The organism is Cupriavidus sp. PET2-C1, assembly GCF_054515855.1.
Genome location: NZ_CM137260.1, coordinates 15,141 through 38,102, shown reverse-complemented (window position 1 = coordinate 38,102; position 22,962 = coordinate 15,141). Strand labels below are relative to the sequence as shown.

At 64.5% G+C, this 22,962-nt stretch carries 26 protein-coding genes and 3 pseudogenes; 10 read left to right on the top strand and 19 right to left on the bottom strand.

Annotated elements, in window-relative coordinates; translation table 11 throughout:
* Positions 1–4: 4 nt before the first annotated feature.
* The 4 genes from ACX12D_RS20160 to ACX12D_RS20145 all read right to left on the bottom strand — a co-directional run bounded on the left by ACX12D_RS20160 (position 5) and on the right by ACX12D_RS20145 (position 2,153).
* Complete coding sequence (locus ACX12D_RS20160) at positions 5–541, bottom strand: MarR family winged helix-turn-helix transcriptional regulator (protein WP_459375302.1); 537 nt, start codon at positions 539–541, stop codon at positions 5–7.
* A gap of 119 nt (positions 542–660) precedes the next feature.
* Positions 661–921, bottom strand: a complete 261-nt coding sequence (locus tag ACX12D_RS20155) for a hypothetical protein (RefSeq protein ID WP_459375301.1) — start codon at positions 919–921, stop codon at positions 661–663.
* 39 nt (positions 922–960) lie between these two features.
* Complete coding sequence (locus ACX12D_RS20150; protein WP_459375300.1) at positions 961–1,629, bottom strand: flavin reductase family protein; 669 nt, start codon at positions 1,627–1,629, stop codon at positions 961–963.
* 44 nt (positions 1,630–1,673) lie between these two features.
* On the bottom strand, positions 1,674–2,153 hold the full coding sequence (locus ACX12D_RS20145) for a VOC family protein (protein WP_459375299.1): 480 nt from the start codon (positions 2,151–2,153) through the stop codon (positions 1,674–1,676).
* Between the two features lie 210 nt (positions 2,154–2,363).
* On the opposite strand from ACX12D_RS20145, the gene ACX12D_RS20140 reads away from it, so the two are divergent.
* From ACX12D_RS20140 to ACX12D_RS20130, 3 genes are all read left to right on the top strand, one after another.
* Complete coding sequence (locus tag ACX12D_RS20140) at positions 2,364–2,534, top strand: hypothetical protein (RefSeq protein WP_459375298.1); 171 nt, start codon at positions 2,364–2,366, stop codon at positions 2,532–2,534.
* A 40-nt stretch (positions 2,535–2,574) separates the two neighbouring features.
* Positions 2,575–2,766, top strand: a complete 192-nt coding sequence (locus ACX12D_RS20135) for a hypothetical protein (RefSeq protein WP_459375297.1) — start codon at positions 2,575–2,577, stop codon at positions 2,764–2,766.
* A gap of 353 nt (positions 2,767–3,119) precedes the next feature.
* A complete protein-coding gene (locus ACX12D_RS20130) occupies positions 3,120–3,608 on the top strand; it encodes a MarR family winged helix-turn-helix transcriptional regulator (RefSeq protein WP_459375296.1) in 489 nt (162 codons plus the stop codon).
* 349 nt (positions 3,609–3,957) lie between these two features.
* Here ACX12D_RS20130 and ACX12D_RS20125 read toward each other — a convergent pair.
* From ACX12D_RS20125 to ACX12D_RS20095, 7 genes and pseudogenes are all read right to left on the bottom strand, one after another.
* Positions 3,958–4,035, bottom strand: a pseudogene (locus tag ACX12D_RS20125) (LacI family DNA-binding transcriptional regulator); the annotation flags it as partial.
* 102 nt (positions 4,036–4,137) lie between these two features.
* A complete protein-coding gene (locus ACX12D_RS20120; RefSeq protein WP_459375295.1) occupies positions 4,138–5,004 on the bottom strand; it encodes an amidohydrolase family protein in 867 nt (288 codons plus the stop codon).
* 20 nt (positions 5,005–5,024) lie between these two features.
* A complete protein-coding gene (locus ACX12D_RS20115) occupies positions 5,025–6,014 on the bottom strand; it encodes a tripartite tricarboxylate transporter substrate-binding protein (protein WP_459375294.1) in 990 nt (329 codons plus the stop codon).
* A gap of 92 nt (positions 6,015–6,106) precedes the next feature.
* Positions 6,107–7,210 carry a porin gene (locus ACX12D_RS20110; protein WP_459375293.1) on the bottom strand — a complete coding sequence of 368 codons (1,104 nt, stop codon included), beginning with the start codon at positions 7,208–7,210 and terminating at the stop codon, positions 6,107–6,109.
* A gap of 52 nt (positions 7,211–7,262) precedes the next feature.
* Positions 7,263–9,167, bottom strand: coding sequence for a feruloyl-CoA synthase (locus tag ACX12D_RS20105; protein WP_459375292.1), 1,905 nt, complete (start codon positions 9,165–9,167; stop codon positions 7,263–7,265).
* 59 nt (positions 9,168–9,226) lie between these two features.
* Positions 9,227–10,678, bottom strand: coding sequence for an aldehyde dehydrogenase (locus ACX12D_RS20100; RefSeq protein ID WP_459375291.1), 1,452 nt, complete (start codon positions 10,676–10,678; stop codon positions 9,227–9,229).
* Between the two features lie 76 nt (positions 10,679–10,754).
* Entirely contained in the window at positions 10,755–11,588 is an 834-nt protein-coding gene (locus ACX12D_RS20095; protein WP_459375290.1) for a p-hydroxycinnamoyl CoA hydratase/lyase, read from the bottom strand.
* A gap of 307 nt (positions 11,589–11,895) precedes the next feature.
* Here ACX12D_RS20095 and ACX12D_RS20090 point away from each other — a divergent pair, with 307 nt between their 5' ends.
* Positions 11,896–12,165, top strand: a complete 270-nt coding sequence (locus ACX12D_RS20090; RefSeq protein WP_459375289.1) for a hypothetical protein — start codon at positions 11,896–11,898, stop codon at positions 12,163–12,165.
* Between the two features lie 61 nt (positions 12,166–12,226).
* Here ACX12D_RS20090 and ACX12D_RS20085 read toward each other — a convergent pair whose 3' ends face one another.
* Both ACX12D_RS20085 and ACX12D_RS20080 read right to left on the bottom strand, forming a co-directional pair.
* On the bottom strand, positions 12,227–14,023 hold the full coding sequence (locus ACX12D_RS20085; RefSeq protein ID WP_459375288.1) for a tannase/feruloyl esterase family alpha/beta hydrolase: 1,797 nt from the start codon (positions 14,021–14,023) through the stop codon (positions 12,227–12,229).
* 30 nt (positions 14,024–14,053) lie between these two features.
* Positions 14,054–14,185: a hypothetical protein gene (locus ACX12D_RS20080; protein ID WP_459375287.1), complete on the bottom strand. Its 132-nt coding sequence runs from the start codon at positions 14,183–14,185 to the stop codon at positions 14,054–14,056.
* Between the two features lie 113 nt (positions 14,186–14,298).
* Between ACX12D_RS20080 and ACX12D_RS20075 the strand changes: the two are divergent.
* Both ACX12D_RS20075 and ACX12D_RS20070 read left to right on the top strand, forming a co-directional pair.
* Positions 14,299–14,616, top strand: a pseudogene (locus ACX12D_RS20075) (transposase domain-containing protein); the annotation flags it as partial.
* Positions 14,617–15,005: 389 nt separating this feature from the next.
* Positions 15,006–15,176: a hypothetical protein gene (locus ACX12D_RS20070; RefSeq protein WP_459376620.1), complete on the top strand. Its 171-nt coding sequence runs from the start codon at positions 15,006–15,008 to the stop codon at positions 15,174–15,176.
* Positions 15,177–15,228: 52 nt separating this feature from the next.
* Here ACX12D_RS20070 and ACX12D_RS20065 read toward each other — a convergent pair whose 3' ends face one another.
* Genes ACX12D_RS20065 through ACX12D_RS20055 form a run of 3 tightly spaced genes read right to left on the bottom strand, consistent with a single transcriptional unit; the run spans position 15,229 to position 18,370 of the window.
* Positions 15,229–15,978 carry an SDR family NAD(P)-dependent oxidoreductase gene (locus tag ACX12D_RS20065; protein ID WP_459375286.1) on the bottom strand — a complete coding sequence of 250 codons (750 nt, stop codon included), beginning with the start codon at positions 15,976–15,978 and terminating at the stop codon, positions 15,229–15,231.
* 45 nt (positions 15,979–16,023) lie between these two features.
* Positions 16,024–17,376 carry an MFS transporter gene (locus ACX12D_RS20060; RefSeq protein ID WP_459375285.1) on the bottom strand — a complete coding sequence of 451 codons (1,353 nt, stop codon included), beginning with the start codon at positions 17,374–17,376 and terminating at the stop codon, positions 16,024–16,026.
* A gap of 55 nt (positions 17,377–17,431) precedes the next feature.
* Positions 17,432–18,370, bottom strand: a complete 939-nt coding sequence (locus ACX12D_RS20055; protein WP_459376608.1) for an alpha/beta hydrolase — start codon at positions 18,368–18,370, stop codon at positions 17,432–17,434.
* 157 nt (positions 18,371–18,527) lie between these two features.
* Between ACX12D_RS20055 and ACX12D_RS20050 the strand changes: the two genes are divergently transcribed.
* From ACX12D_RS20050 to ACX12D_RS20035, 4 genes and pseudogenes are all read left to right on the top strand, one after another.
* Positions 18,528–19,433, top strand: a complete 906-nt coding sequence (locus tag ACX12D_RS20050) for a LysR family transcriptional regulator (RefSeq protein ID WP_459375284.1) — start codon at positions 18,528–18,530, stop codon at positions 19,431–19,433.
* Positions 19,434–19,773: 340 nt separating this feature from the next.
* Positions 19,774–20,091 carry a PadR family transcriptional regulator gene (locus tag ACX12D_RS20045; RefSeq protein ID WP_441633190.1) on the top strand — a complete coding sequence of 106 codons (318 nt, stop codon included), beginning with the start codon at positions 19,774–19,776 and terminating at the stop codon, positions 20,089–20,091.
* Entirely contained in the window at positions 20,084–20,932 is an 849-nt protein-coding gene (locus ACX12D_RS20040; RefSeq protein WP_459375283.1) for a GIN domain-containing protein, read from the top strand. Before ACX12D_RS20045 ends, ACX12D_RS20040 begins: the two co-directional genes overlap by 8 nt.
* 72 nt (positions 20,933–21,004) lie before the next feature.
* Positions 21,005–21,184, top strand: a pseudogene (locus tag ACX12D_RS20035) (formylglycine-generating enzyme family protein); the annotation flags it as partial.
* A gap of 18 nt (positions 21,185–21,202) precedes the next feature.
* On the opposite strand, the gene ACX12D_RS20030 reads toward ACX12D_RS20035, so the two are convergent.
* From ACX12D_RS20030 to nthA, 3 genes are read right to left on the bottom strand one after another with little or no spacing between them, the layout of a single operon-like run.
* Positions 21,203–21,601 carry a nitrile hydratase accessory protein gene (locus ACX12D_RS20030; RefSeq protein WP_459375282.1) on the bottom strand — a complete coding sequence of 133 codons (399 nt, stop codon included), beginning with the start codon at positions 21,599–21,601 and terminating at the stop codon, positions 21,203–21,205.
* A gap of 1 nt (position 21,602) precedes the next feature.
* Positions 21,603–22,259 carry a nitrile hydratase subunit beta gene (nthB, locus tag ACX12D_RS20025; RefSeq protein WP_459375281.1) on the bottom strand — a complete coding sequence of 219 codons (657 nt, stop codon included), beginning with the start codon at positions 22,257–22,259 and terminating at the stop codon, positions 21,603–21,605.
* Complete coding sequence (nthA, locus tag ACX12D_RS20020) at positions 22,256–22,873, bottom strand: nitrile hydratase subunit alpha (protein WP_459375280.1); 618 nt, start codon at positions 22,871–22,873, stop codon at positions 22,256–22,258. The genes nthB and nthA overlap by 4 nt, the downstream gene beginning before the upstream one ends.
* Positions 22,874–22,962 lie beyond the last annotated feature (89 nt).

Below are 22,962 nucleotides of genomic sequence, written 5' to 3'. Positions count from 1 at the left end.
ACGCCTACTCAATCCCCCGCCAGACCTTCCCCAATATCGTCTGCAACGTCTGACAATCCTCATCGCTCAGTTCGCGCGTGAGGTGCGCGCAGGCCCGCCAGAAAGAAGGCAGCGCCTGATCGAGAATCGCCCGCCCGTTCTCCGTCAACACCAATTCCAGGCTTCGCCTGTCATCCTTGCGATGCTCGCGCGCCAGCAACTGGCGCGCCTCCAGCCAGTCCAGTAGCCCAGTTGCCGACGAACGGGTCACGCCGACGTAATCGGCAATCGCCGAGGGCGTCAGCGGGCCGATATCGAGCAGACCGCGTTCGGCCAGCGAGAACAGGATCAGAACGTTCAGCTTGTTCTCGGTGATGCCATGCTCGCGCAGGCCGGCGTTGACCACGCTCATGACGTCGTCGCTGAGCCAGAGCAGCATCAGGCCGGCACCAGCCTTTTTGCGGCTGGTTCCGCGCTCGGCCGTGGCGGCAAGCAGCTTGAGGTGCGGGGCTATGGCATGGTCGGCCCCGGAGGGCGGCGTAGGTTCGATCTTAGTGGTCATTGCTTACGATGGTGGCCACGCATGGCGCGGCGGGCTGCGGTTGCTGGTACGGCTGGCGTATGGTTTGCCGATCGTATCAGACTTCGCGTGCAGCCCAAACCGCAATCACCCGCGATGACCTACGCGCCCTGCGAGAACGGGTCGCGCTGGTCCACCGCATGCCCGTCAGCGCAGGCATGGCGGGCGCCGGCGGGCGCCCTTGCCCCATCGGTGAAGGGGTCGCGGCGCTCGCTTGCCCGATGGGATGTGCCCACCGCGGCAACGCAAGCGGCCGTGCCGGGCAGGTCCGCCGCGCGCGCGGTGCCGATCGCGTTGAGCAATAGGCCTGGCGCGCCAAGCATCGCGCAGACGGATACACAGACGTTCAAATGCCACTTCATGATTGACTCCAGATTCAATACGGAAAATGCGGCCAGGCGCTAAGGCCCGCCAACAAGATAGGATTCGGCCTCTCCGCCCTGCCTGAGCCCATCCCACTGCTGCAGGCTCAGTTGCGGCATTTGGAAGGCCGGGCCGGTGCGGCAATACCAGCCGGGGTTGTGCAGCCGGCCCACCAGATCCATGCGAGGCGTGTCCAGGTAGAGCTGGCCGGGGTCGAGCACGGCTTCGTCCATCACGTGCATCGCCACGATATCGGCCACCACCAGGGTGCGCAGGCCTTCGACGTTGAGCAGATGCCGCACGCGGCACTCGAAGGATGCCGGACTCTGCGCGATGCGCGGGGTCGCCACCTCGATACCGGGCGCCAGCACCAGCCCCGCCTCCTGCGCTTCGTTCACTCCGGCGGGAAACTCAATGGCCGTGACGTTCATGCGCCGGGCCAGTGCGGCCGACACCATGTTCACCGTGAACTCGCCGCGCGCGCGGATATTGCGGGCTGTGTCCTTCGGCATGGCATCGCGTGCGCCGATCCCCACGCAAAACAGAGGCGGGTCTGCCGACAGCAGGTTGAAGAAGGAGAACGGCGCGACATTGACCGCGCCATGCTCGTCCATCGAGGAAATCCAGGCGATGGGCCGGGGCACGACGATGGTCGACAGGACCTTATGCCGCGCGGCGCCGTCGAGCGCTTGCAGATCTATGTACATGGGGTTTCAGCGATTGGCGATACTGGTGGAAAGGCCGGCGCGGTTCAAGATCGCGCCGTCGGCGTGGCGCCGGCAGCCGCTTTCTGCTCGGCGAAAATGCGGTCGCTGCGCTTGCAGCGGCAACGGCCGATCTGGTGCAGCTCGATCATGTTTCCGGCCGGGTCGTGCAGGAATAGCTGCTTCAGCTCGGGCGCTGCCACGTTCTCCTGCTTCCAGTAGTCCACGCCCATGCGCAGCAGTTCCGCCTCGGTGGCAACGATATCGCGCACGGCCAGGGCAACGTGATTACCGACCGGATCGCGCCCGGGGCCCTGGGCGTAGGGGGACACGCCATCGCTGCCCAGCAGGTGGATCTGGCAATCGTTGCCCATGTCGAGGAAATAGCCGGGAACGCCGGGAATATTCCAGCGCCCGGTGTCCGTGTCCAAGCCCAGCACGCCGCCATAGAAGGCGCCCATGGCCTCTACCTTGTCCAAAGGCATGCGGACCGCGTGATGATGAAGCTCAAGAATCTCGATAGCCATGTCTGGCTCCTTTTGCGAATGTGAGGTGGCAAGAAGCGGCGCATGCCGGGATACCCTTGGCACGCCGCCTCGTTCATATAATACTGTAGCCGTACTATATGTCAAGCAAATCAAATAACGCCATTTGCCTGCGCCATCCCGCCTTGATGCTATCGGGACCGCTGTGCACCTCGCCTCGCGCCTGGCGGCGGAGGCTGCGTCCGCCCGCAGATGCGCCGTGGCGGCGTGCTGACCATCGCGCCTCAGACCCTGCTGCACGATCAGGCCCCCGAGCAGGAAGCCGACGCCCTGCAGCGCGTGGCCATGGCGCTCCTGCAGTTCGTGCCCAACGTGGTGCATGCCGAGGACGTGTCCGTGCTGGTTGACTGGCTGGAAGTCTGAATCTAGGGACGAGGCCTGAGGCCATCTTGAAACGAATCCGATGAAAGAAATTGAAGTCTGCGCCGTCGTGGCGGGTGCCGCGCAGCGGCCGGAAGTGCTTGAAGTGCTCGTGCGAGCGGGTGAGACGGTAGAGGCCGGCGCGCTGCGACTTCCGCCGCGTGCTGCTCCGAGAGGAACCGAGGAGCTAGAGTTGAAAGTGGTGTATGGGCGGGGAATTGAGGCAGGGAATTGAAGGCGGTGGAGGTTTCACGAGGCGCGTGGACTTCTGGCGGGAAAGAACAAGCGGCCGATGGTGGCCGACCGTGGAGTCATAGATCTCCAGGCCATTGCCGATTGCCGATTGCCGGGGCGATCACCGCACGGCGCCCTGTGTGTGTGCGTGCGCGGCCAATTCTTGTGACTTTTCCTATATCAATGACCGATGGTCGTCCATTGAGTCAATTTAATATCAGCCTACCTGCAAATGGCATATCATCGATAACTTGAAAACCCCTAAGCGATTGGCTTGAGTGGCACCCTTGGGAAGGGCAAGCGCAGGCCTTCCCGCACCGAGAAGGACAGATCACAAGAATGAGACGCCAGACCATGAAGGCATCCCAGGCGCAGACGGCCGGGAAGACGAAGGAAGGGGCGCCGTTGCCGGCGCGGGCATCCACGGCGCTGCCCAGTCGGTTGCCTTACCTGATCGGACGTACCGACCGAATCGTCAAGCGCCGCCTGGGCGAGGTGCTGACCCCGCACGGGCTGACCCTACCGCAGTTCACGGCGCTCTCCGTCTTGCACGCGCGAGGCCCGACCTCCAACGCGCAACTGGCCGAGCGCTCGCTCATCTCGCCTCAGTCCGCCAATGAGGTGGTCAAGACGATGGAAGCGCGCGGCTGGATCGTGCGCCAGCCGGACCCCTTGCACGGGCGCATCGTGCTGCTCAGTCTCACCGAGAGCGCACGTGATTTGCTACGGCAATGCGACGACACGGTTGCAGCGATGGAGCGCGAAATGCTGGAGGGAATCGACGCCGCACATGCAGCCATGTTGCACGAACTGCTGCAAAAGTGCGCGCGTAACCTGCGCTGAAGTACGACCCTTGCGCTGGCCGTAGATCGGCGCGATTCCGTGACAATCTATGGCAGTTCAACCAACTAGGCAGTTCTTCACGACCTCGCTCGCTTACCGTGCAAAGTCGGCTGGCGGCGGTTGCCTGCGCCCAGCTCGCGAGCCGCTGCTGTATCCAACTCGCCGTCATCGGCCCCTTCAGAACCTAAAATTCAGGCTATTTCCCTCACGCAGGAAGAATTGCCGCAGGAACCGGGTTTCGGCAGCGGCATGACTGGCTGGTGCCGGCTTCGTGATTGGCAGGCCGGCGGCATCTGGGAGCGCCAGCACCTGGGCCCTGCCGGCCCGTTTGCGCGAACATGACCGGATCGCTCGGCTCGTGATTGAATACGCGCGAAACCATCTTGATCGACACCCCGGCGTTCGCCGCGACATCGTCAACTGTGATGGAATCCGGTGCTGCTGCTCGTCAAGAGGCGGCAAGGTCCAGGGGGAACCTGGCACTCTTCGGCCCGTGGCCGCATGCCGCTCCCCCTGACACGCTCGCCCCTCACCCACCGAGGCCCAGCAGCCGCACGGCGTTGTCCTTGAGAATGCCCGGCATCACCTCCGGCCGGAATCCGGCCTGCTTGAAGTCGTCCATCCACCGCTCCGGCGTGATCAGCGGAAAATCGCTGCCGAACAGCACCCGGTCCTTCAAGAGCGTGTTGGCGTAGCGCACGAGCTGCGGCGGAAAATACTTCGGACTCCAGCCGGACAGGTCAATCCACACGTTCGGCTTGTGCATCGCCACGCTGATCGCCTCGTCCTGCCACGGGAAGCTCGGGTGCGCCATCACGATCTGCATGTCGGGAAACGCGATCGCCACGTCGTCCAGGTGCATTGGATTGCTGTATTCGAGGCGCAGCCCGCCGCCGCAGCGCATGCCAGAGCCAATGCCGCTGTGTCCGGTGTGGAAGATCGCGGGCAGGCCGTGCCCGTTGATGACCTCATAGATCGGCCACGCCATCCTGTCGTTCGGATGAAAGCCCTGCACGGTCGGGTGGAACTTGAAGCCCTTCACACCGTGTTCCTCGATCAGCCTGCGCGCTTCGCGTGCGCCGAACTTGCCCTTGTGCGGGTCGATGCTGGCGAAGGCCATCATCATGTCGCTGTTGGCCTTCGCCGCCGCCGCGATCTCCTCATTGGGGATCCGGCGCCGGCCCAGGTTCGATTCGCTGTCCACCGTGAACATGATCAGGCCGATCTTTCTCTCACGGTAGTAGGCGACGGTCTCATCAATCGTCGGCCGGCGCTTGTTGCCGAAGTATTTGTCGGCGGCGGCGTCGTATTCCTCGCCGTAGTTATCGAACGGATTCCAGCAGCTGACCTCCGCGTGGGTGTGGAAGTCAATCGCCAAGAGGTTCTGGTGATCCATAGTGGGCTCCCTGAACGCCATCAAGAATCAGCCGTGAAGCCGACCTTCTTCACGAGCACGCCCCACTTGCGGTACTCGGCGTCCATCGCGCGCTTCATGTCGTCGGACGACGAGCCTTTCGCCACCAGGCCGATCGCGAAGAAGCCGTCGACGATCGCCGGATCCTTGAGCGCATGATTGATTGCGGCGCCTGCCGCGGCGAGCACGGCTGGCGGGGTCCTGGCCGGCGCGAGGAAGCCGAACCATTCGTCGGCCACCACTTCCGGATAGCCGAGCTCCGCGAACGTCGGCACGTCCGGCAGGTACGGCGCGCGCGCGGCGCCGGAAGTGGCCAGCACGCGCAGCTTGCCGCTCTTGACGAACGGCAGGTAATCGCCGGTCAGCGTGAAGCTCGAGGCGATCTGCCCGGCCACCACGTCGTTGACCGCCGGCAGCGAGCCGCGATACGGCACGTGGCGCAGGTCGAGACCCGCGTTGAGGCCGAACAGCGCGCCGACGAAATGCGGCGTCGATCCCGCGCCCGGCGAGCCGTAGTTGGCGTCCTTCGGGTTGGCCTTCGCCCACGCGATGTAGTCCTTCACTGTGCGCACGCTGGCCGGCACCGCCGGTCCGACGGCGAGCGCGAACGTCATGTAGGCGGCCGTGGAGATCGGTGCGAAGTCCGCCGGCGAATAGCTGAGCTTCGTATAGACGTGCGGATAGGTCGACAGCGCCGATGCCTGCGAGAGCACCAGCACGCTGCCATCGGCGGGTGACGCCTTCAGCAGTTCGAGCGCGATGCGCCCGCCCGCGCCGGGGCGGTTGTCCACCACCGCGCCGCTGCGCGAGAACGCCGTGTTGGCGAACTTCTCGCCGACGCGCCGGGCCACCTGGTCGCCCACGCTGCCGGCCGGAAAACCATAGACCACCTTGGCCTGCGGGACCGCCTGGGCGAGCGCTGCCAGCGGCGAGAGCGCGCCGCCTGCGGATGCGGCCAGCAACGCCTGAAGAACATCGCGGCGTGTTGTCATGACTTGTCTCCTCGTTGTTATGTGTCGGGCGCCGCGGCGTATCTGTCGCCGCCTCGTGGCACCCGTGCCTGCCTCTTGCATGCAGGCGGCGGTCAGAAGATATGCTTGATGCCGGTCATCACGCCGAACTGCTGGCCGCCCGGGGCCGTATTGGAGCCGGCGGCGCCGCCACTGACCGAGAGCGTCAGCTGGCCGTCGTTGTTGATGTAGCCGGCCGTCGCGTAGACCGAAGTGCGCTTCGAGAACGCATAGGTGCCGCGCAGCGCGTAGAGCATCGCCTTGTTATCGCTGTTGTGGAACTTGTAGTAGTAGACCTGCCCGGCGACGTTGAAGGCCGGGGTCACGTCGTAGGAGACGCCGCCGTAGATCATGTCGCTGCGCGGCGTCGGGCTGCTGTCGTTGTCGCGGCGAATCCAGCCGAGGCCGACCTTGGTCCGCGAGAAGATCGCGTAGCCGCCGAGGAACAGGCGATCGTCGGTGAAACTGCTGCGCGTGAGGCCGCCGAACGCACCAGGGCCGCCGCGCAGCGAATCGTAGGCGGCGGACAGGCCGATCCGCGGACCGAGGCTCGTGAACTCGTACTGCAGCATTGCCGACCATTCGCGGCACGCCCGCTTGTCCGCCGGATTCTCGCCGGCACAGTTCTGACCCACCGGGCTCGGCCCTGCGTTGACCGTGTCGCGGCCGAAGCTGTAGGTGGCCCCCACCGTCAGGCCGCTGAACGTGCCCTTGTAGGTAATCGCGTTGTCGGCGCGCGCGTTCGGCAGGTAGCTGTCGAGGGAGCCGGAGGCATAAATGTTCGGGCCGAGAATGTCGGCGTCCAGCGTCGCCCAGAACAGCATCGTGTACTGGCGGCCGAATCCGACCTGGCCCCAGGGACCGGAGAGCCCGACCAGCGCCTGCCGGCCGAACAGGCGGCCGCCCTGGGCCGACGTGCCCGCGTCCGGCGCGAAGCCGGACTCAAGCACGAACACGCTCTTCAGGCCGCCGCCGAGATCCTCGCTGCCGCGCAGCCCCCAGCGCGACGGCACCGTGCCGGTCAGCGTCGGCATGCGCGCCACACTGTCCTTCGCGGTGCCGATGTTGTTGACGTACTCCACGCCGGTATCGACGACGCCATAGAGCGTCACCGATTGCGCGCCCGCGATCGCCGGCGCCGCCGCCAGCGCGGCAAGTCCTACCCGTCCAAATTGCATTGACTGTCTCCTCTTGTAGTGACCGACGCTGTCGGCGTTGCTGTTTTTTTTCTTACCTGCTCGCTTGTGCCGCGTCCCGCAGCCGGATCACCGGGCCATTGCGGCCGGCATCGTCATAGAGCACATCGACCTGCGCAGCACGCCGCGACAACACCGCGCGCTGGTTGATCGAGCCCTTGTCGGTCAGCTCGCCGTGATCGAGTGACGGCGCCTCTTCCAGCAACAGCAGGCGGGTGACCCGCGTGGCGCTGCCGGTCGCGGTGAGGTCGAGCGTTTGCAGCATGGCGGCAAAGGCCTGGCGGACCGGCGCCGACGACAGCACCTCCCACGTGCCCGCGTCCAGCGGCAGGCCGGCCAGCCGCCGGCATTCCGCGAGTTGCGGGAACACCAGCACGCCGATCTCGTCGCGATCGGCGCCCGCGATCACCACGTCCTGCACGTAAGGCGCGCCGGCGCCGATCGCGCGCGCGCGCAGCGGCCCGACGCTGACGAACGTGCCCGTGCTGAGCTTGAAGTCCTCGGCGATGCGCCCATCGAACAGGAAGCCGAGTTCCGGCCGCTCGGGATCGACGAAGCGCAGCGCGTCGCCGGTGCAGTAGTAGCCTTCCTCGTCGAACACCTGCCGCTCGGGATCGGGCGCCGCGCGCCAGTAGCCCGGCATCACGTGCGGACCGCGAAAGCGCGCCTCGTACTTGCCGTTGACCGGCACCAGCTTCAGTTCGCAGCCCGCGGCCGGCAGGCCGACATAGCCGGAGCGCGCAACCGGCCCTGTCGTGAACATGCTCGACGGCGCCGTCTCCGTCATGCCGAGGCCGGACATGATGTGAATGCGCTGTCCGCAATGCGCCTCTGTGACGCGCTCGAGCCGGTCCCACGCTTCCTGCGAGAGTCCCGCCGCGGCAAAGAAGTAGAGATTGACGCGCGAGAAGAACGTTTCGCGCAGCGCGGCATCGTGCTCGAGCGCCCTGCCAAGTTCCTCCCAGCCCTTCGGCACATTGAAATAGATCGTGGGCGCGATCTCGCGCAGATTGCGCAGCGTTTCATCGAAGCCGCCCGACACGGGCCGGCCGCCATCGATGTAGAGCGTGCCACCGTTGTACAGCACGATGCCGACGTTATGGCTGCCGCCGAACGTATGGTTCCAGGGCAGCCAGTCGACCAGCACCGGCGGCACGCAGGCGAGCTCCGGCATCGCCTGGCGCAGCATCTGCTGGTTGCTGCACAGCATGCGGTGTGTGGTCGTCACCGCCTTGGGCAGCCGCGTGGAGCCGGAAGTGAAGAGGAACTTGGCAATCGTGTCCGGGCCAACCGCCGCATTGGCCGCGTCGACGCTGCCGGGACGCGTCCGCGCAAGCGCGTCGAACGACGTCGCGGCACGGCCGGGAAGGATGCCATCGCGGGTCACGACTTCCACGCCGGCTGGGACCACGGCCTCGATGGCCCGCGCGAACGCGCGGCCATCGGCGGCGTAGACCAGGCCCGGCGTCAGCAAATCGAACACGTGCCGCAGCTTGCCGAAGTCCTCCGAAACCAGCGAGTACGGCGGCGACACGGACGAGAACGGCACGCCGGCCCAGAGCGCGCCAAGCGCCAGCTGCAGGTGCTCGAGATCGTTGCCGGAGAGGATCACCAGCGGCCGCTCGGCGGACAGCGAGCGGTCCACCAGTGCCTGCCCGATCGACCGCGCACGCGCCAGCATCTCGCCATAGGTGATCGTGATCCAGTTGCCGTCGGGGCCGCGCAGCGCGACGAGCACGCGCTCGGGGTGGGACGCGGCGCCGGCGGCGAGGCAATCGGACATCCGTTGCGGATAGTCCCGCAGCGCTTCGCGCGAACGCACGCGCCAGATCTCGCCGTCGCGATGGAACTCGGCCTCGGTGCGCCCGATGGCGACGTCCCGATAGGACACGGCAGCGACCGCGGGGCCGGGGGCGGCTTGCGTCGAGACGTTTGTCACATCCTGTCTCCTGATTGTTCTGCCTCCCTCTCTCGGGGAGTGCGTGGATTGGCGCCGGCTCAGACCGGATAGTGGCGCGGGGTGTTCTGGATCGTGATCCAGCGCAGTTCGGTAAACTCGGCAACCGCTGCCTGGCCGCCGAAGCGGCCATAGCCGCTAGCCTTCACGCCGCCGAACGGCATCTGCGCCTCGTCGTGGACCGTGGGCCCGTTGATGTGGCAGATGCCCGATTCGATCCGTTGCGCCACCAACAGCGCGCGCGACACGTCGCAGCTGAACACCGACGCGGAGAGGCCGTACTCGCTGTCGTTGGCCATGCGGACCGCCTCGTCGTCGCCGTCCACGCGCGCCACCGTCACCACCGGGCCGAACGATTCCTCGTGGTACAGCTTCATGCCCGGCGCAATGCCGTCAACGATGACCGGCTGCAGGATCGCGCCATCGGCATGCAAGCCCACGGGAAGGCTCGCGCCCTGCGCGCGCGCGTCCTCGACCAACGCGCCGATGCGCTGCGCGGCGTCTTTGCTGATCAGCGCACCGAGCACGCTGGACGGATCGGTAGGGTCGCCCGCCCGCAGCGTCTTCGCCTTGGCGGACAGCTTCTCGACGAAGCGGTCGGCGATCTTGCGATCCGCGATCACGCGCTCGGTCGACATGCAGATCTGCCCCTGGTTGAAGAACGCGCCGAACGCGACCGCATCGACAGCCGCATCGAGATCGGCATCGTCCAGGACCAGCAGCGGCGCCTTGCCGCCCAGCTCCAGCAGGGCCGGCTTCAGATGCCGGGCCGCGTGCTGCGCGATGATGCGGCCCACGTGCGTGGAGCCGGTGAAGTTGACGCGGCGCACGGCCGGATGCGCGATCAGCCGCTCAACCAACTGTGCCGCATCCTCGGGTGCATTCGTGACCACGTTGACCACGCCCTCGCCAAGCCCCGCTTCCTGCAGCACGGTGCCGATCAGGCGGTGCACGCCGGGGCAGGCCTCGGACGCCTTCAGCACCACCGTGTTGCCGCACGCGAGCGGCATCGCAAGTGCGCGCGTGCCGAGGATCACAGGCGCGTTCCACGGCGCGATGCCGAGCACCACGCCGCACGGCTGGCGCACCGCCATGGCGAGGCTGCCCGGCACGTCCGACGGAATCACGCTGCCGTCGATGCGGGTCGTCATCGCGGCGGCCTCGCGCAGCATGTTGGCGGCCAGCATCACGTTGAAGCCGTACCAGTTCGGCATGGCACCGGTCTCGGCCACGCCGATGCGGATGAATTCCTCCGTACGCTGGTCCATCAGGTCGGCGGCCTTCAGCAGCCGGCGGCGGCGCTCGCCCGGCAGCAGCGCGGCCCAGCCCGGGAAGGCCGCCGCGGCAGCTTCGACGGCCGCGTCGGCATCCGCTAGCGTGGCCGCCGGGGCGCGCGACACCACGGCGTCGGTCAGCGGGTTACGGCGCTCGAAAACGGCGCCATTGGCGGCAGGCCGCTCTTGCCCGCCAATCAGCATGGTCAGTTCGTTCATCAGCGTGGTCTCCTCGCGGCGGCTCTTTCGGCCGCCGGCTCGATCCGGGTGGTTGGGGGGGGCGCCGCGCCGCCGCTCAGGCGCGCTTGTAGGCCTGCAGGCCGGGCTTGATCGACTTTTCGTCGAGGAACTGCTTCAGGCCCTGCTCGCGTCCGTGCTCGGGGTCGCGCAGCTGCGCCTGGTCGAGTTTGGCGTACAGGTAGTCCTCGTTCTGCTCCCACGTCAGCTCGCGGCTGCGCTTGAAGCCGATCTTGGCCGCGCGCAGCACCACCGGGTTCTTCTCAAGCAGCTTCCCGGCCAGCGCGATCGTGTGCTCGCGCAGCTGGGCAAGCGGCACGCTCTCGTTGACGAGGCCCATCGCCGCGGCCTCGGTGCCGTTGAAGGTGTCGCCCGTCATGATGTAGTGCAGCGCCTTGCGGTGACCGACCGTATCGGCCATCGCCTTGCTGACCAGGTTGCCCGGCGGAATGCCCCAGTTGATCTCCGACAGGCCGAACATGGCCTCGTCGGCGGCAATCGCCAGGTCGCAGGCCACCAGCGGCGAGAAGCCGCCGCCGAAGCACCAGCCGTTGACCATTGCGATGGTCGGCTTGCTGTACATGCGCAGGAGCCTCCATTGCCACTGCGAGGCATCGCGGCGGATCTTCTCCTGCAGGATCTCGGGGCCGGCATCCACTTCACGGAAGTATTCCTTCAGATCCATGCCAGCCGTCCAGGCGTCGCCGGCGCCGGTCAGCACCAGCACCTTGGCGTCCGCATCCAGCTCCAGTGCTTCCAGCACTTGCACCATCTCGGCGTTCAGCGTGGGGTTCATCGCGTTGCGCTTCTCAGGCCGGTTGAATGTGACCCAGGCAATGCCCTCTTCAACACTGACTTTCACAGCCTTCCAGCGCCCTTCGTAATCAGCCATCTCTGTCTCTCCTTGGTAATCCGGCTCCGTCATGAACCTCAGTCTAATATCAAGTTACCTGACATAGCAAGTGGAATATCCTTACCGCGTGTAAACCCGGATGCGACTACGTCGAACGCAAGGAACATCGTCTGCAAGGACCGGTCGGCAACGAGTGTCGTCAATCTCGCAGACCCCGCCCATATTCGGCTTTTGTCGAATTGCCACCGCGTTGGTTAAACCGGAGCGCCGAGAAGCCTCTCTGCAATTCACCGTCGAAGGGTACGGTGTCCGGCGCTATTGGTCTGAGGCGTTAGCAGACCTCCCAATGCACGTGCGCCAGCGCAAGCTTCATGTCTACTACGACCCGGAGAATCCCTCCGCAAACGTGTCGGCGTATGACGGCGATGTCTTCATTTGCGATGCGCCGCCGATCGATCCGATTCCGTTCCTCGAAACCGACAGCACGCGCACCCGCGCGCATACGGAGGCAAAAGCCGCCTACCTGAAGCCGCGGCGGGAAGCCCTTCGCCAACTCAAGAGCACAAGCGCGCCTACGCTTCCTGCACCACGCGACGGCAGCCAGCAATATCCATAACGGCGGGCAACTCATCACCCGGCCACGTCAGGAACGTGGCCGGACGGCATTTGCGCCGGGTTCAGCTGCAGCGGAAGCTGGCTGCGTCATTGATGTCGCCCGTACCCTGGTATCGGGCCGTCCTGGGGTACGGACACAGCGGGCGGGTGCGGTCCCTGGCAGCCGTGCCCCAGTCCGAAGGCACCTCGCCGTTGGGGAAGGCGTTGGCTTTGCCGCGCGCGGTGGCGATGACCGTGTCGGGAGCGCTGCCCTGCTCGACCCAGGCAACCAGCGGCGTGAGCATGTCGAACTGATCCGCCGTGGGACCGCCCTCACAGTGGTTCATGCCGGGTACCTGGAAATAGCGCGCGAAGTTGCTCGAATCGCCGCCATTGGCGGCGCCAAGGCGCTCGTACCAGTTGGCCGTGTCATCCGACGAGAAGACCGGATCGCTGGTGCCGTGGTACACCATCAGCTTGGCGCCCCGCTGCCTGAGCGCCGACAGATTGGTCTCGTCCGGCGGCGTCATGAATGACCAGGCCGACTCGGAAAACGTGCCATTGGTCGCGAAGATCTTCGGTGCATCGGTGTCCATGCTGAAGCTCAGGCCAAATGCCTTCGGCGAGGAGAACGCGGTGGCAGGCGGCGTCGTGAAGACGAAGGCGAGAGCGAGCGGGTCCAGCCACAACGAGAAGTTCTGCTTCCACATTGTCCAGCCTGCGCCGCTGATGCCTGCGTCATACGGGAAGCCGGCGTACAACGCCTGGCCAGCGCTGTTGCGCGCTCCCGCGAACAGGTTCGAGATTGCGGTCTTCTGCGCCAGGGTCAGACAGGTGCCATCGCGCGTGGCGCTGGCACAAGTCGGCACGTCCCTGGCGAGGCTGAACTGTGCCTGGCAGGAACTGACGTTCTGCACCATGCCGTCCGTCACGCCGTCCAGTGCGTCGCACTTCGCCAGGATGCGGCCGGCCACGAGCGCGCGTTCGGCCGCGGTGAACGCGGTGGTGATGTCCGGTGTGCCGTCAGCGCCGGCCGTCGACACGGCCGCCAGTTGCTGGGCGCCGTAGACCTCGCCGATCGCTGCCTTTGGCAGGTGGAACCCAGGATCGCCGGCCAGGATGCCGTCGTATTCACCAGCCAGGCGGGCCGCGGCGACCATCGCATGCCGCCCGCCATTCGAGCAGCCGCCAAAGTAGCTGCGATCCGGCCGCTTGCCGTAGGCCAGCGCGATCAGGGACTTCGCCATAGGCGTGAGGGTCGCCGCCGCGTTGTAGCCGTAGTCGATGCGCGCCTGCGGATCGAGGCCAAACTGGGGGTTCTGGCTGCCGTCATGACCTGCGTCCGAACTGATCACGGCGAAGCCCATCGCCAGGGCGCCGCTGAGCGGGCCGCCGCCAAATGCGCCGAGCGCGATACTGACGTTGCCATCGAATCCGCCGTTGGCCTGGTAGAAGAAGCGCCCGTTCCACGCCCTGGGCAGGCGCATCTCGAAGCCGATGGCATAGGTCTTGCCATCTACCGGGCTGGTTCGCTTGTTCATCTTGCCGGTCACGAGGCAATGCTCGGCAACCGGTGTGCCGCCAATATTCACGGCGCCAGCAGCCACCGTCGTGACGGCAGTGATCTCGGTGTTCTGGAACGCCAGCTTGCTGGCCAGGCCTTCGCAGGTTCCGGCCAGACTGGCGGCCGTGGCTGGCGACAGCCGCGGAAGGGCGGCGGATGGCTTTGGCGAAGGGTCGGTGGATGGCGCTGGCGAAGGGTCGGCAGCGGAGGTTGGTGAAGGGGCGGCGGCGCTGTCATCGCTACCGCCACAGCCCGTCAGCAGGACGAGCGTCGCCGCGGTGGCCAGTACGGCGCCACCGGCAAGGATTTGCTTCATGGATGTCTCCCGTTTTAGAAAGAGAAAGGCCTACAGTTCTTTGCTGCTTAAGGCTTTGAAGCGACGATGCGCAAGGAGTCTGCGCGTCGTCCATGGCGTGATCACGTCTTCACAGGTCTCGCTGTACAAGGCATCGACGAGTGCGGCGCGGTGCGTCAGCACGAGCACCTCCTCAATCAGTGGCGCGCTAACGAGTTGTCAATATATTATCTGGTATCCTGATACTTCAAGTAGATTATCATGCTTGCGCGTAAACCCCTAAATGCAGTCCACGCCAGGCGATGCGATATCTCCACGGCCAGTGGCCCAAGCTCATCCGCTACGTCGCGAACGGAAGCTGGCCCATCTCCAATAATCCGTGCGAGAACGCGATCCGCCCGTTTGTTGTCGGAAGAAAGGGCTAGCTGTTCGCGGCCACTGTTGCTGGTGCCAACGCCAGCGCGAACCTCTATTCGCTCGTTGAAACTTGCAAGGCCAACAACGTCGACCCGTATCAATATTTCGTCTGGCTATTCAAGAAGCTTCCCCTCGCCACCACAGCAGACGATTACGCCGCGCTGCTGCCTTGGGCTACGCCATCTGGCTCGACATAAAGGTCTCAACACAAGAGATAGAGACCGTTGTCGCGACAGGTGCGAGCGCTGTAATGCCTAACGGAGTGCGAGTCGGCGCTACTCTTGCGGACGTTTCTAGGCGACTGCGGCATACGATCAGGCTGGAGATGTCCACAGATCTCGTGTGGACTCCCCCGCGGTGCGAGAAGGGGCCGTACGACTGGATCTTCGTCGGGCCGCAGTTCACTTTCGAGAATAAGAGCGGGGAGGTCAGGCTGCAGTCAATTCGAATTCAACGAATCTGACCTCACCTTCTGTACGTCCCTATAGTAGGAGGCGCTGATCCAGCCAACAGGCACAGGATCACGCAATTATTTGGGCGCGGCGATACGTTGATAATCTGGTTACCTGAATCGGCCAATAGTGGCTTGCGCCCCCTCCTTCAGAAGCTGATCGAACTGCATCTCCAAACAACTAAATCGATTTTGGGGGAAACGCAAAGGAACGCCCGAAAGGCGCTCGCAACTGATGCGGCGCACACCAAGGTCGAATTGCCCGACATCGTCAACGTGCTGATCGAAGAGCTGATCAACCCGTGATCACCGCTGCCTTGTCCGTCCAGTAGCCTTGCATGTCGTCAGTCCTCGCCCATCAGGATTTGGATACGCCGCCGTCCACCAGCAGGACGTGGCCCGTGACGTAGGAAGCCGCTTCCGACGCAAGGTAGAGCACGGCTGCCGCAATTTCATCGGGCCGGCCAACCCGTCGCGCCGGCATTCGCTCCAGTTGCTGCGCATAGGCTTGCGGGTCACCGTGCATCCAGTTGCTCATGGGCGTTTCGATAAATCCCGGAGCGATCGCGTTCACACGTACGCCCAGCGGACTCCACTCAAGCGCCAGGCATTGCGTCAGGTGCGCCACGCCTGCCTTGGCGGCTGCGTAGTCGGCGCAGTTCGGCCGCGCCTTGATGCCGGCGTAGCTGGACAGGTTGATGATGACCCCGCTGCCCCGGCCGGTCATGTGTCGTCCCGCGGCCTGTGCGCCGAAGAACGTGCCGCGCAGGTTGATATCGAACGTGCGCTGCCAAGCCTGCACATCCAGTTCCAATGCGGGACTGCGCGCCATGAAGCCGGCATTGTTGATCCAGATATCGATGGCACCATAGTGCTGCACCACATCGTCGGCCAGCGCCTGGATCGCCTCGGGCCGGGTCACATCCAGCGCCCGGCAGTCGGCCTGCGTGCCGTCGGCCGCAAGCGTCTGGCGCAGCGACGCGGCATTCAGGTCGGTCGCGACAACCCTGACGCCCTGGGCGCGAAGCGCTCGCACGGTTGCCTGCCCAATGCCACCATTGGCGCCGGTGATGACGGCGACCTTGTCAGCCAGATCCGGAAATTGCATGTTGCGTGTCCTGTCCATGATGAAAGCTCGTTGATTTGCGTGACTTCAGTTGTAGACGGCCCGGCTGGCGCGCGGTGCGTCCGGTTCTCCGGGCATCGGAATATCGTTGAGGTCGAGGCCCGCGGTTTCGCGGATCAGCATTCCACCGGCAAAGGCGATCAGGCCCAGCGTTGCCACGTAGGCCGTATAGGCCCACGCCATGCCGTGCGACGTCAGCCACGTATTGATGTAGGGAGCCGTTCCTCCGAAGACGGCGACGGACAACGACGAGACGAAGCCCACCCCCATGGCCCTGGCCTGCGTGGGCACCTGTTCGGCCATGACCGCAGGAAAGATTGCCGCCAGCAGCGCCCACACCATCAATCCGATCAGTTGCGCGACAAACAGCGTCCACGGCTGGTCGGTGACGATCAGCGAAACCGGCAGCACTACGATCGCCACGCCAAGCCCGAACGCCATGACCATGGGCTTGCGTCCGAAGCGGTCCGCCAGCAGCCCGCAGACCGGCAGCCACATCAGGCAGATCAGCTGGGCAATCAGGCTGGCCGTGTAGGTGCCGGCCGGGTCCATGCCGTGCGTTGCAATTGCCGTCGCCGGCGCAAACGTCACCCACGTGTAGTAAGTGGCATTGGACGCGGCCGCGATCATGACGATGTTCCTTGCAATACGCAGTGCCTGCCCGCGCGTCATGTGCGACGTGCGCGGCGTGCTCGCCAGCCCCTTGCCGCCATGGCCCTGCTGCTCGAAGACCTCGGTTTCCGTAGCGCTGCGGCGCAGGACGAACGCATACAAGCCCAGCAGCGCTCCGACGCCAAACCCGACCCGCCAGCCCCAGGCTTCCATCTCCGCTTTGCCCAACAGGTGCGTGAGCAATGCGGCCAGCGCGGTGGCGGCCATCACGCCTATCGTCACACTCACAAAGACCGAGCTGGACCACAACCCGCGGCGCGCAGGCGGGGCGATCTCGGCCACATACGTGTATGCCACTCCGGACTCGCCACCATGGGCCAGGCCCTGCATCAGCCGGCAGAGGAAGAGCAGGACCGAGGCGAACACGCCTACCTGCTCATACGTCGGCAACAAGGCAATGGCCAGGCTGGTCGCCGCCAGCAGGCACATGGTCAGCACCAGCGTGAACTTGCGCCCGCAGCGATCGCCGATGCGGCCGAACAGCCAGCCGCCCACCGGGCGCGCGAGGAAGCCGCCGGCAAACACGCCCAGCGTGGCCAGCAGCGCCGACGCAGGATCGGTGGCGTCGAACAGGTTGAGGGAAAGGTAGACCGAGAATGTCCCGTAGAGCGTCCAGTCGAACCATTCCAGCGCGTTGCCGACCGCCGCGGCGCGCAGGGAGCCGAGGCGCTGCTGCCGGGTGTGTGTCTCCAGTGTATTTATTGTCATGTGTCTCTCTGTAGTTCTTGATAGTCGAGCGCTTGCCTGAGCGCCTGCCGATCGCCTATTGCACTTGCCCTGGCTTACCCAGGTGCTCGGCGAACCAGCGTGCAGCCGCCCGGCTGGTCTGGTCGAAATGCTCGACGTAGACCGAGTAGTGCCCGCCGCCGAGCAGCAACAGTTGCTTGGGCTGGTATGCGTGGTTGAAGGCCTCTTGCTGCAGGTCGGCTGGCGTCAGGCCATCTTCGGTCGCGACGATCATCAGCAGCGGCGTCGGCGCGATACGCCGGATGTAGGCGCCAGGCTCATAGGCGCGCGCCAGTTCCAGCGAGCGCAGGGTGACCTCGTTGACCCAGGACGGGCAGCGCCGTGCCTCGCCCCCCATGTATTCATGCGAAGCGCGGCCGGGATAGGCGACCGGCGCCTCGGGCTCGGCATCGATCATGCGCAACATCGCCGGCGGGGCACCGGCAAAACGCGCCTCGCGGTCCACCTCGAAAGCGGCCTGCAGTGTGCGCGCCTTGTCGTAGCTCATGCGCCGCTGTGCGGCGGCAAAGCCGCTGATGGTCGGGACCTGGCTGACCACGCACCGGACCCGTTTGTCGATGGCGGCCACGACCAGGGCATGCCCGCCGCTATAGCTCGACCCCCAGATGCCAATCCGCTCGCGGTCGACCTCCGGCCGGCTGCGCACGTAAGAGATCGCCGCACGGAAATCCTCGATCTGCCAGGCAGGATCGATCTCCTGCCGGGGCTGCCCACCGCTGCGTCCCAGCCGCCGAAAATCGAACGTCAGGGCCGCGAAGCCTTCATTGACAACGGCCGCAGCGTAGTCCTCCAGGTCGCCGCCCGCCACCATCGACCACCCGTGCGCCAGCACCACCGCGGGCACCTGGCCTGTGGCGCCCGCTGGCAGGTAGAACGTACCGCGGACCACATCGCCGTCCAGTGTGAATTCAATCGGTTCTACCGATCCATTCAAGGTCACATTGTTGTGTGGAATCTTGCCCACCGTCATCTCTCCCCTGTCTATAGCGCTTGATTTTCCCTGCATTACCCGCAGCATTCTGCAGAGATGGCGTTTTGGGAACAAGTGCTAATATCCTGTCAATCAATCGGTATTTCCGATCGATTGAACAATGAAAACCATGGAGCCATGGATGGACCTGAAGCAACTGGAATGCTTTCTGGCAGTCGCGCGCGAGTTGCACTTCGGCCGGGCCGCCGAGAAGCTCTACGTGAGCCAGTCGTCGGTATCCGAAGCGGTCAAGACGCTGGAACACGCTCTGGGCGGGCCATTGTTCGATCGCACCAGCCGGCGCGTCGCGCTGACGCCGCTAGGTGAAACCCTGCGCAATGGCGCTGCGCCTGCGATCATCCAGCTCAAGGCGGCGATCGAGGACTGCAAGCAGCAGGCGGCGGGCAAATCACGTCTGTTGAAGATTGGCTTTCTCGGTGGTGGGCTCTATGAACTGCACCAGCCGTTCGTTACCGAATCCAAGGCCGCGCACCCCGAAATCGAACTGGAGTTTGTGGAGCTGACCTATGTGACGCACTACGCTGCCGTCGGCGACGGCACGGTCGATGCGGCCTTCTGCCGGCTGCCACTGGGCGCCGACGGCCTGCGTCATGGGCCAGTGATCATGCGAGACCAGCGCATGCTGTGCGTGCCGCAGGATCACCCTTTCGCCGCCGCCGGATTGCTGGACCCTGAGTTGCTGGCGCAGGAGCGGTTGGTGCGCATGGTGCCGGGCTCGGTCAACCAGGAATGGCAGGACTATCACTTCCCGCGCCACACACCGCAGGGCAAGCCGATCGGCGACGGGCCCGTAATACGCACCATCCGCGAAGGCATTGCCGCCGTTGGCACCAAGCAGGGCCTGCTCATGCTGACCAAGCGGGCCGCCAGCTATTACGCGACGCCGCAGATCGCGTTCGTTGAGATCGACCTGCCGGCCATGCCGTCAGCCCTGGTGTGGCGGGCCGACGACCGCAGGCCGATCCTTCAGGAACTAGACGCGCTGCTGCTGCGCATTGGCCGCCGGTACGGCATCGCTCCCGCCTGAGCCCGACCCCGATACCGCTTAGAAGCGTGCCGAGTACTGAAGCATGTAGAAGTTGATACCGGGGTTCGGTTCCTGATCGCGTCGCCAAACCGGTAGCCCGCCGCAATGCGATCGCCAAACTGGAACGCCGTCGAGAAGACCTTGGCGTCCGAGATTCCGGGACAGCAGGTGCACGCCGGCGCCAATCTCGGCGAAGGGCCCCGAGCGGCCCGCCCCCTGGACCCGGAAAATAGGCGATCCGCGAACGCCTCTAGATTTGCCATGTAACGTGTAATACAAGATAGCTTGTTATAAACTATTCCGTACTTGAACATAGAGCAAGCAGGCCATGGCCGATCACATCTCAACTCAGCTGAAGAAAGGCGTACTTGACCTCTGCGTCCTCGCCTTGCTCGCCAAGGGTGATAGCTACGCCTATGACCTTGCGCGGAATCTTGCGCAGGCAGTCGACATGGGCGAAGGAACGATCTACCCGCTAATGCGCAGGCTTCAGACCGACGGGTTGGTCAAAACCTACCAGCAGGAGTCGGCTAGCGGGCCTTCGCGAAAATACTACTGCCTTACGGAAGCAGGTTTGTCGTCTCTACTTTCTCAGAAACAGGAGTGGCAGCACTTCATTGCCTCAGTCAATTCCATCCTCGGAGTCACCAATGAATAAGGAAGAGTTTTTGCGGAAAATCCGCAGCACCTTGCAAGGCCTTACGCCAACTGAGATCGACGAAATCCTTGCCGACTATCGCAACCATTTCGACGAATCCGCTGCGAATAGCCGCAGTGAGGAGGCCACGGCGGCAGCGCTGGGCGATCCCGTATGGCTGGGGCAAGAGCACGTTGCCGATCTGCGCCACGAGGAAGGTGGATTACTGGGTGCAGCAAAGCGCCTCTTGGCGGATGTAGGACAGCGCCGACAAAGCGGCGACGAGACGACCGAGCGTGAATTCACATGGGTTCCAAGTTCGCGCATGGCCATTAGCCTGCCCGTTGACGTGTGCTGGCGGCCGGCCGACAAGGCGCGAGCGGTATTGCATGGCCCCGCGTGGCTGATCGAACATGTGCGCCTTGACAGCCAAGAATTGCGCGGTCGCTTCAAGTGGCGCTTGTTCCACAACAACCACCTTCGTCTCGATTTGGAAGGCCCGGCAATCGAAACGTGGTCAGTTTTTGGCAGCGCCGACTTACGTCTGCTCAATTTATCTCAACCCTCACTGTGCCTGGAACTCGACGGTAGCGGAGACATCAAGGCCGCAGGACGTGTGCAACATGTGACTGCGAGCACCATGGGTTCGGGCGACATCGACCTCAGTCTGCTTGAGCACCCGCGTGCAACAGCTAAGGTCATCGGCTCAGGAGACGTAACGCTTGGGCCGAGTGAGGAAGCGAACCTGTCGGTCGAAGGTAGTGGCGATATCACCCTGTTGAGCAGCCCACCGAATATCAGAACCAATATCTCGGGTAGTGGTGATATCCGAATGCCGGATGGCATTCGTTTGTCAAAATGAACTTTGAGCAGCAGCGCTACCGGGCCAGTGGCCTCAACCTGGACGACGGTCTGGATGACCTTGCAGCGATAATCGCCGGTTGACGACCCCAAGGGCCTAGAGTCGGGCAGCGTACGCGTGCGTTGGGGAGGATCGTGCCACACTTGGTCGTTCTACGCTCGCTCGTTGTATCGCAACTGGAATACACCACAGACTCGTTATCCGTTGGTTGGCATTCGCCTAGTACGCGAAGTCGACGCAAACGAACACTAGATGCCAAGCCTAGCGGGATCATGAATCCTCGTTTCCTGTGAAATCGCCATGCGACAGTTCGATGGGTGTGCCGTGAGGCGTGCGATGCGCGGCGTGGTGCCAGGCTTCGCGGTAGTGCCCCTGCGTCTCTGTGCTCGCGACGCCTTTACTTGCCATCAGGTGCTCGAGCGTGGCAAGCCAGTGCAGGTAGTAGGTCTCGCCGGTATCTGGATCGCCGGCAAGCTGCGCGCGCCTGATCTCTTCTGCAAGCGTTGCTGCCCATTCGCGCCAGGTGTAGAGGCCCTGCTGGTGCAAGACCACGGCCAGAGCAAAAGCCTGTGCCTCCCACGGCTCGCGGAACACCGGGCCTTCCTGGTCACGGGGAACGCCCGGTACGGCCTCGGCGGCATCACGCGCTGCGGCTGGATCGACCGTCATCTCACGCCAATTCGAGGTAGGGCTCGAATGCCTCGATCGAAACGGTGAGCGTGGCATCTGTGTCCGCTCCCCAGAGTTCGCGGCCTTCGAAGACGACTGTGTAGAGCCACTGTGGGTCTTCTCCCGCGCCTGTCACGACGGAGTCCGGGAAGACATGGCAACCCCGGATCGCCTCGATCGTTCCTTCACGGCCGCGTGCGTATCGCGGCAAGCGCGTGTGCGTGGGCGGGTTGATGTTCTTCGTGCGCACTCGCTCGCCCGGTTTGAACCTGGCCGGCATCTTGGGCAGGCGAGCGAAAGAGCCTCGAGTGAATGCGTGCTCGATGTCGTTTGTCGTCATGACCCGTTCGACGGGCTTGCCCGGATGCAGGGCATGCCCTTCGGCGATTTCATCGGCGCCGATCAGCCCTCGCTCGACGGCGTTGCGCTCGATTCCCAATGCCCATCTTTCGTAGTAGGACACTGAGAGGTACACCTCGGCAGGCAGCCGCTCTTGCGCGTCGCGAGACATGTCGATGTTCCAGGCGCGCGTGAAACGCATGGCTCGCTGCGTCGCCAGCACGCGCTCCTCCCACTGCGCGTGGAACGGGGGTTCGTCAGCCTCGGGATGGACCGCGCCGAATCCGTGCATGCCCCCCATGTCATGAACTCCGTTCATGGCGATATCTCCTCGGGACGCCGGGGCAAGCCGGTGCCGATCATGCAGTCACGGGTAACGAGCCGCGCAAGGCGCTCCTCGGGCCAGCCTTCGGTGCCGGCGGGGCGGGGTGGCACCACAAGGAAGCGGGTCTCCGCGGTCGAGTCCCAGACTCGGATCTGCGCGTCTTCTGGCAGGACGACACCGAAGTCGGCCAGCACGCCGCGGGGATCTGACACGGCACGCGAGCGATAAGCGGCCGACTTGTACCAGACCGGTGGCAGCCCGAGCACGTCCCACGGGTAGCAAGAGCACAGCGTGCAGACGACCATGTTGTGATGCCCGGGCGTGTTCTCCACCGCAATCAGATGATCGCCCACATGACTGACGACTCCGAGCGCTGCGATCGCCTTTGTCGCGTCTGTCAGCAGCGCCGCCTTGAACTCAGGATCAACCCACGCCCGGGCGATGACTCTAGCCCCGATGTGAGGGCCGATCTTGGTCTGGTATCGCTCGACGATAAGGTCGAGGACGGCACGGTCGACGTAACCCTTCTCGGTCAGAATTGTCTCGAGCGCGCGCACCCGCAGTTGGATTGGCGACAGCTCGGAATGGTTGTGCTCGTCGGGACTCATAGATGTACTCGGACCATACCGACTAGGGCAGTGTAGGCGAATTGGTTCGGGATCGCGAGCCTTGAGCTTCCTTCTCCGGCTAAACGGCA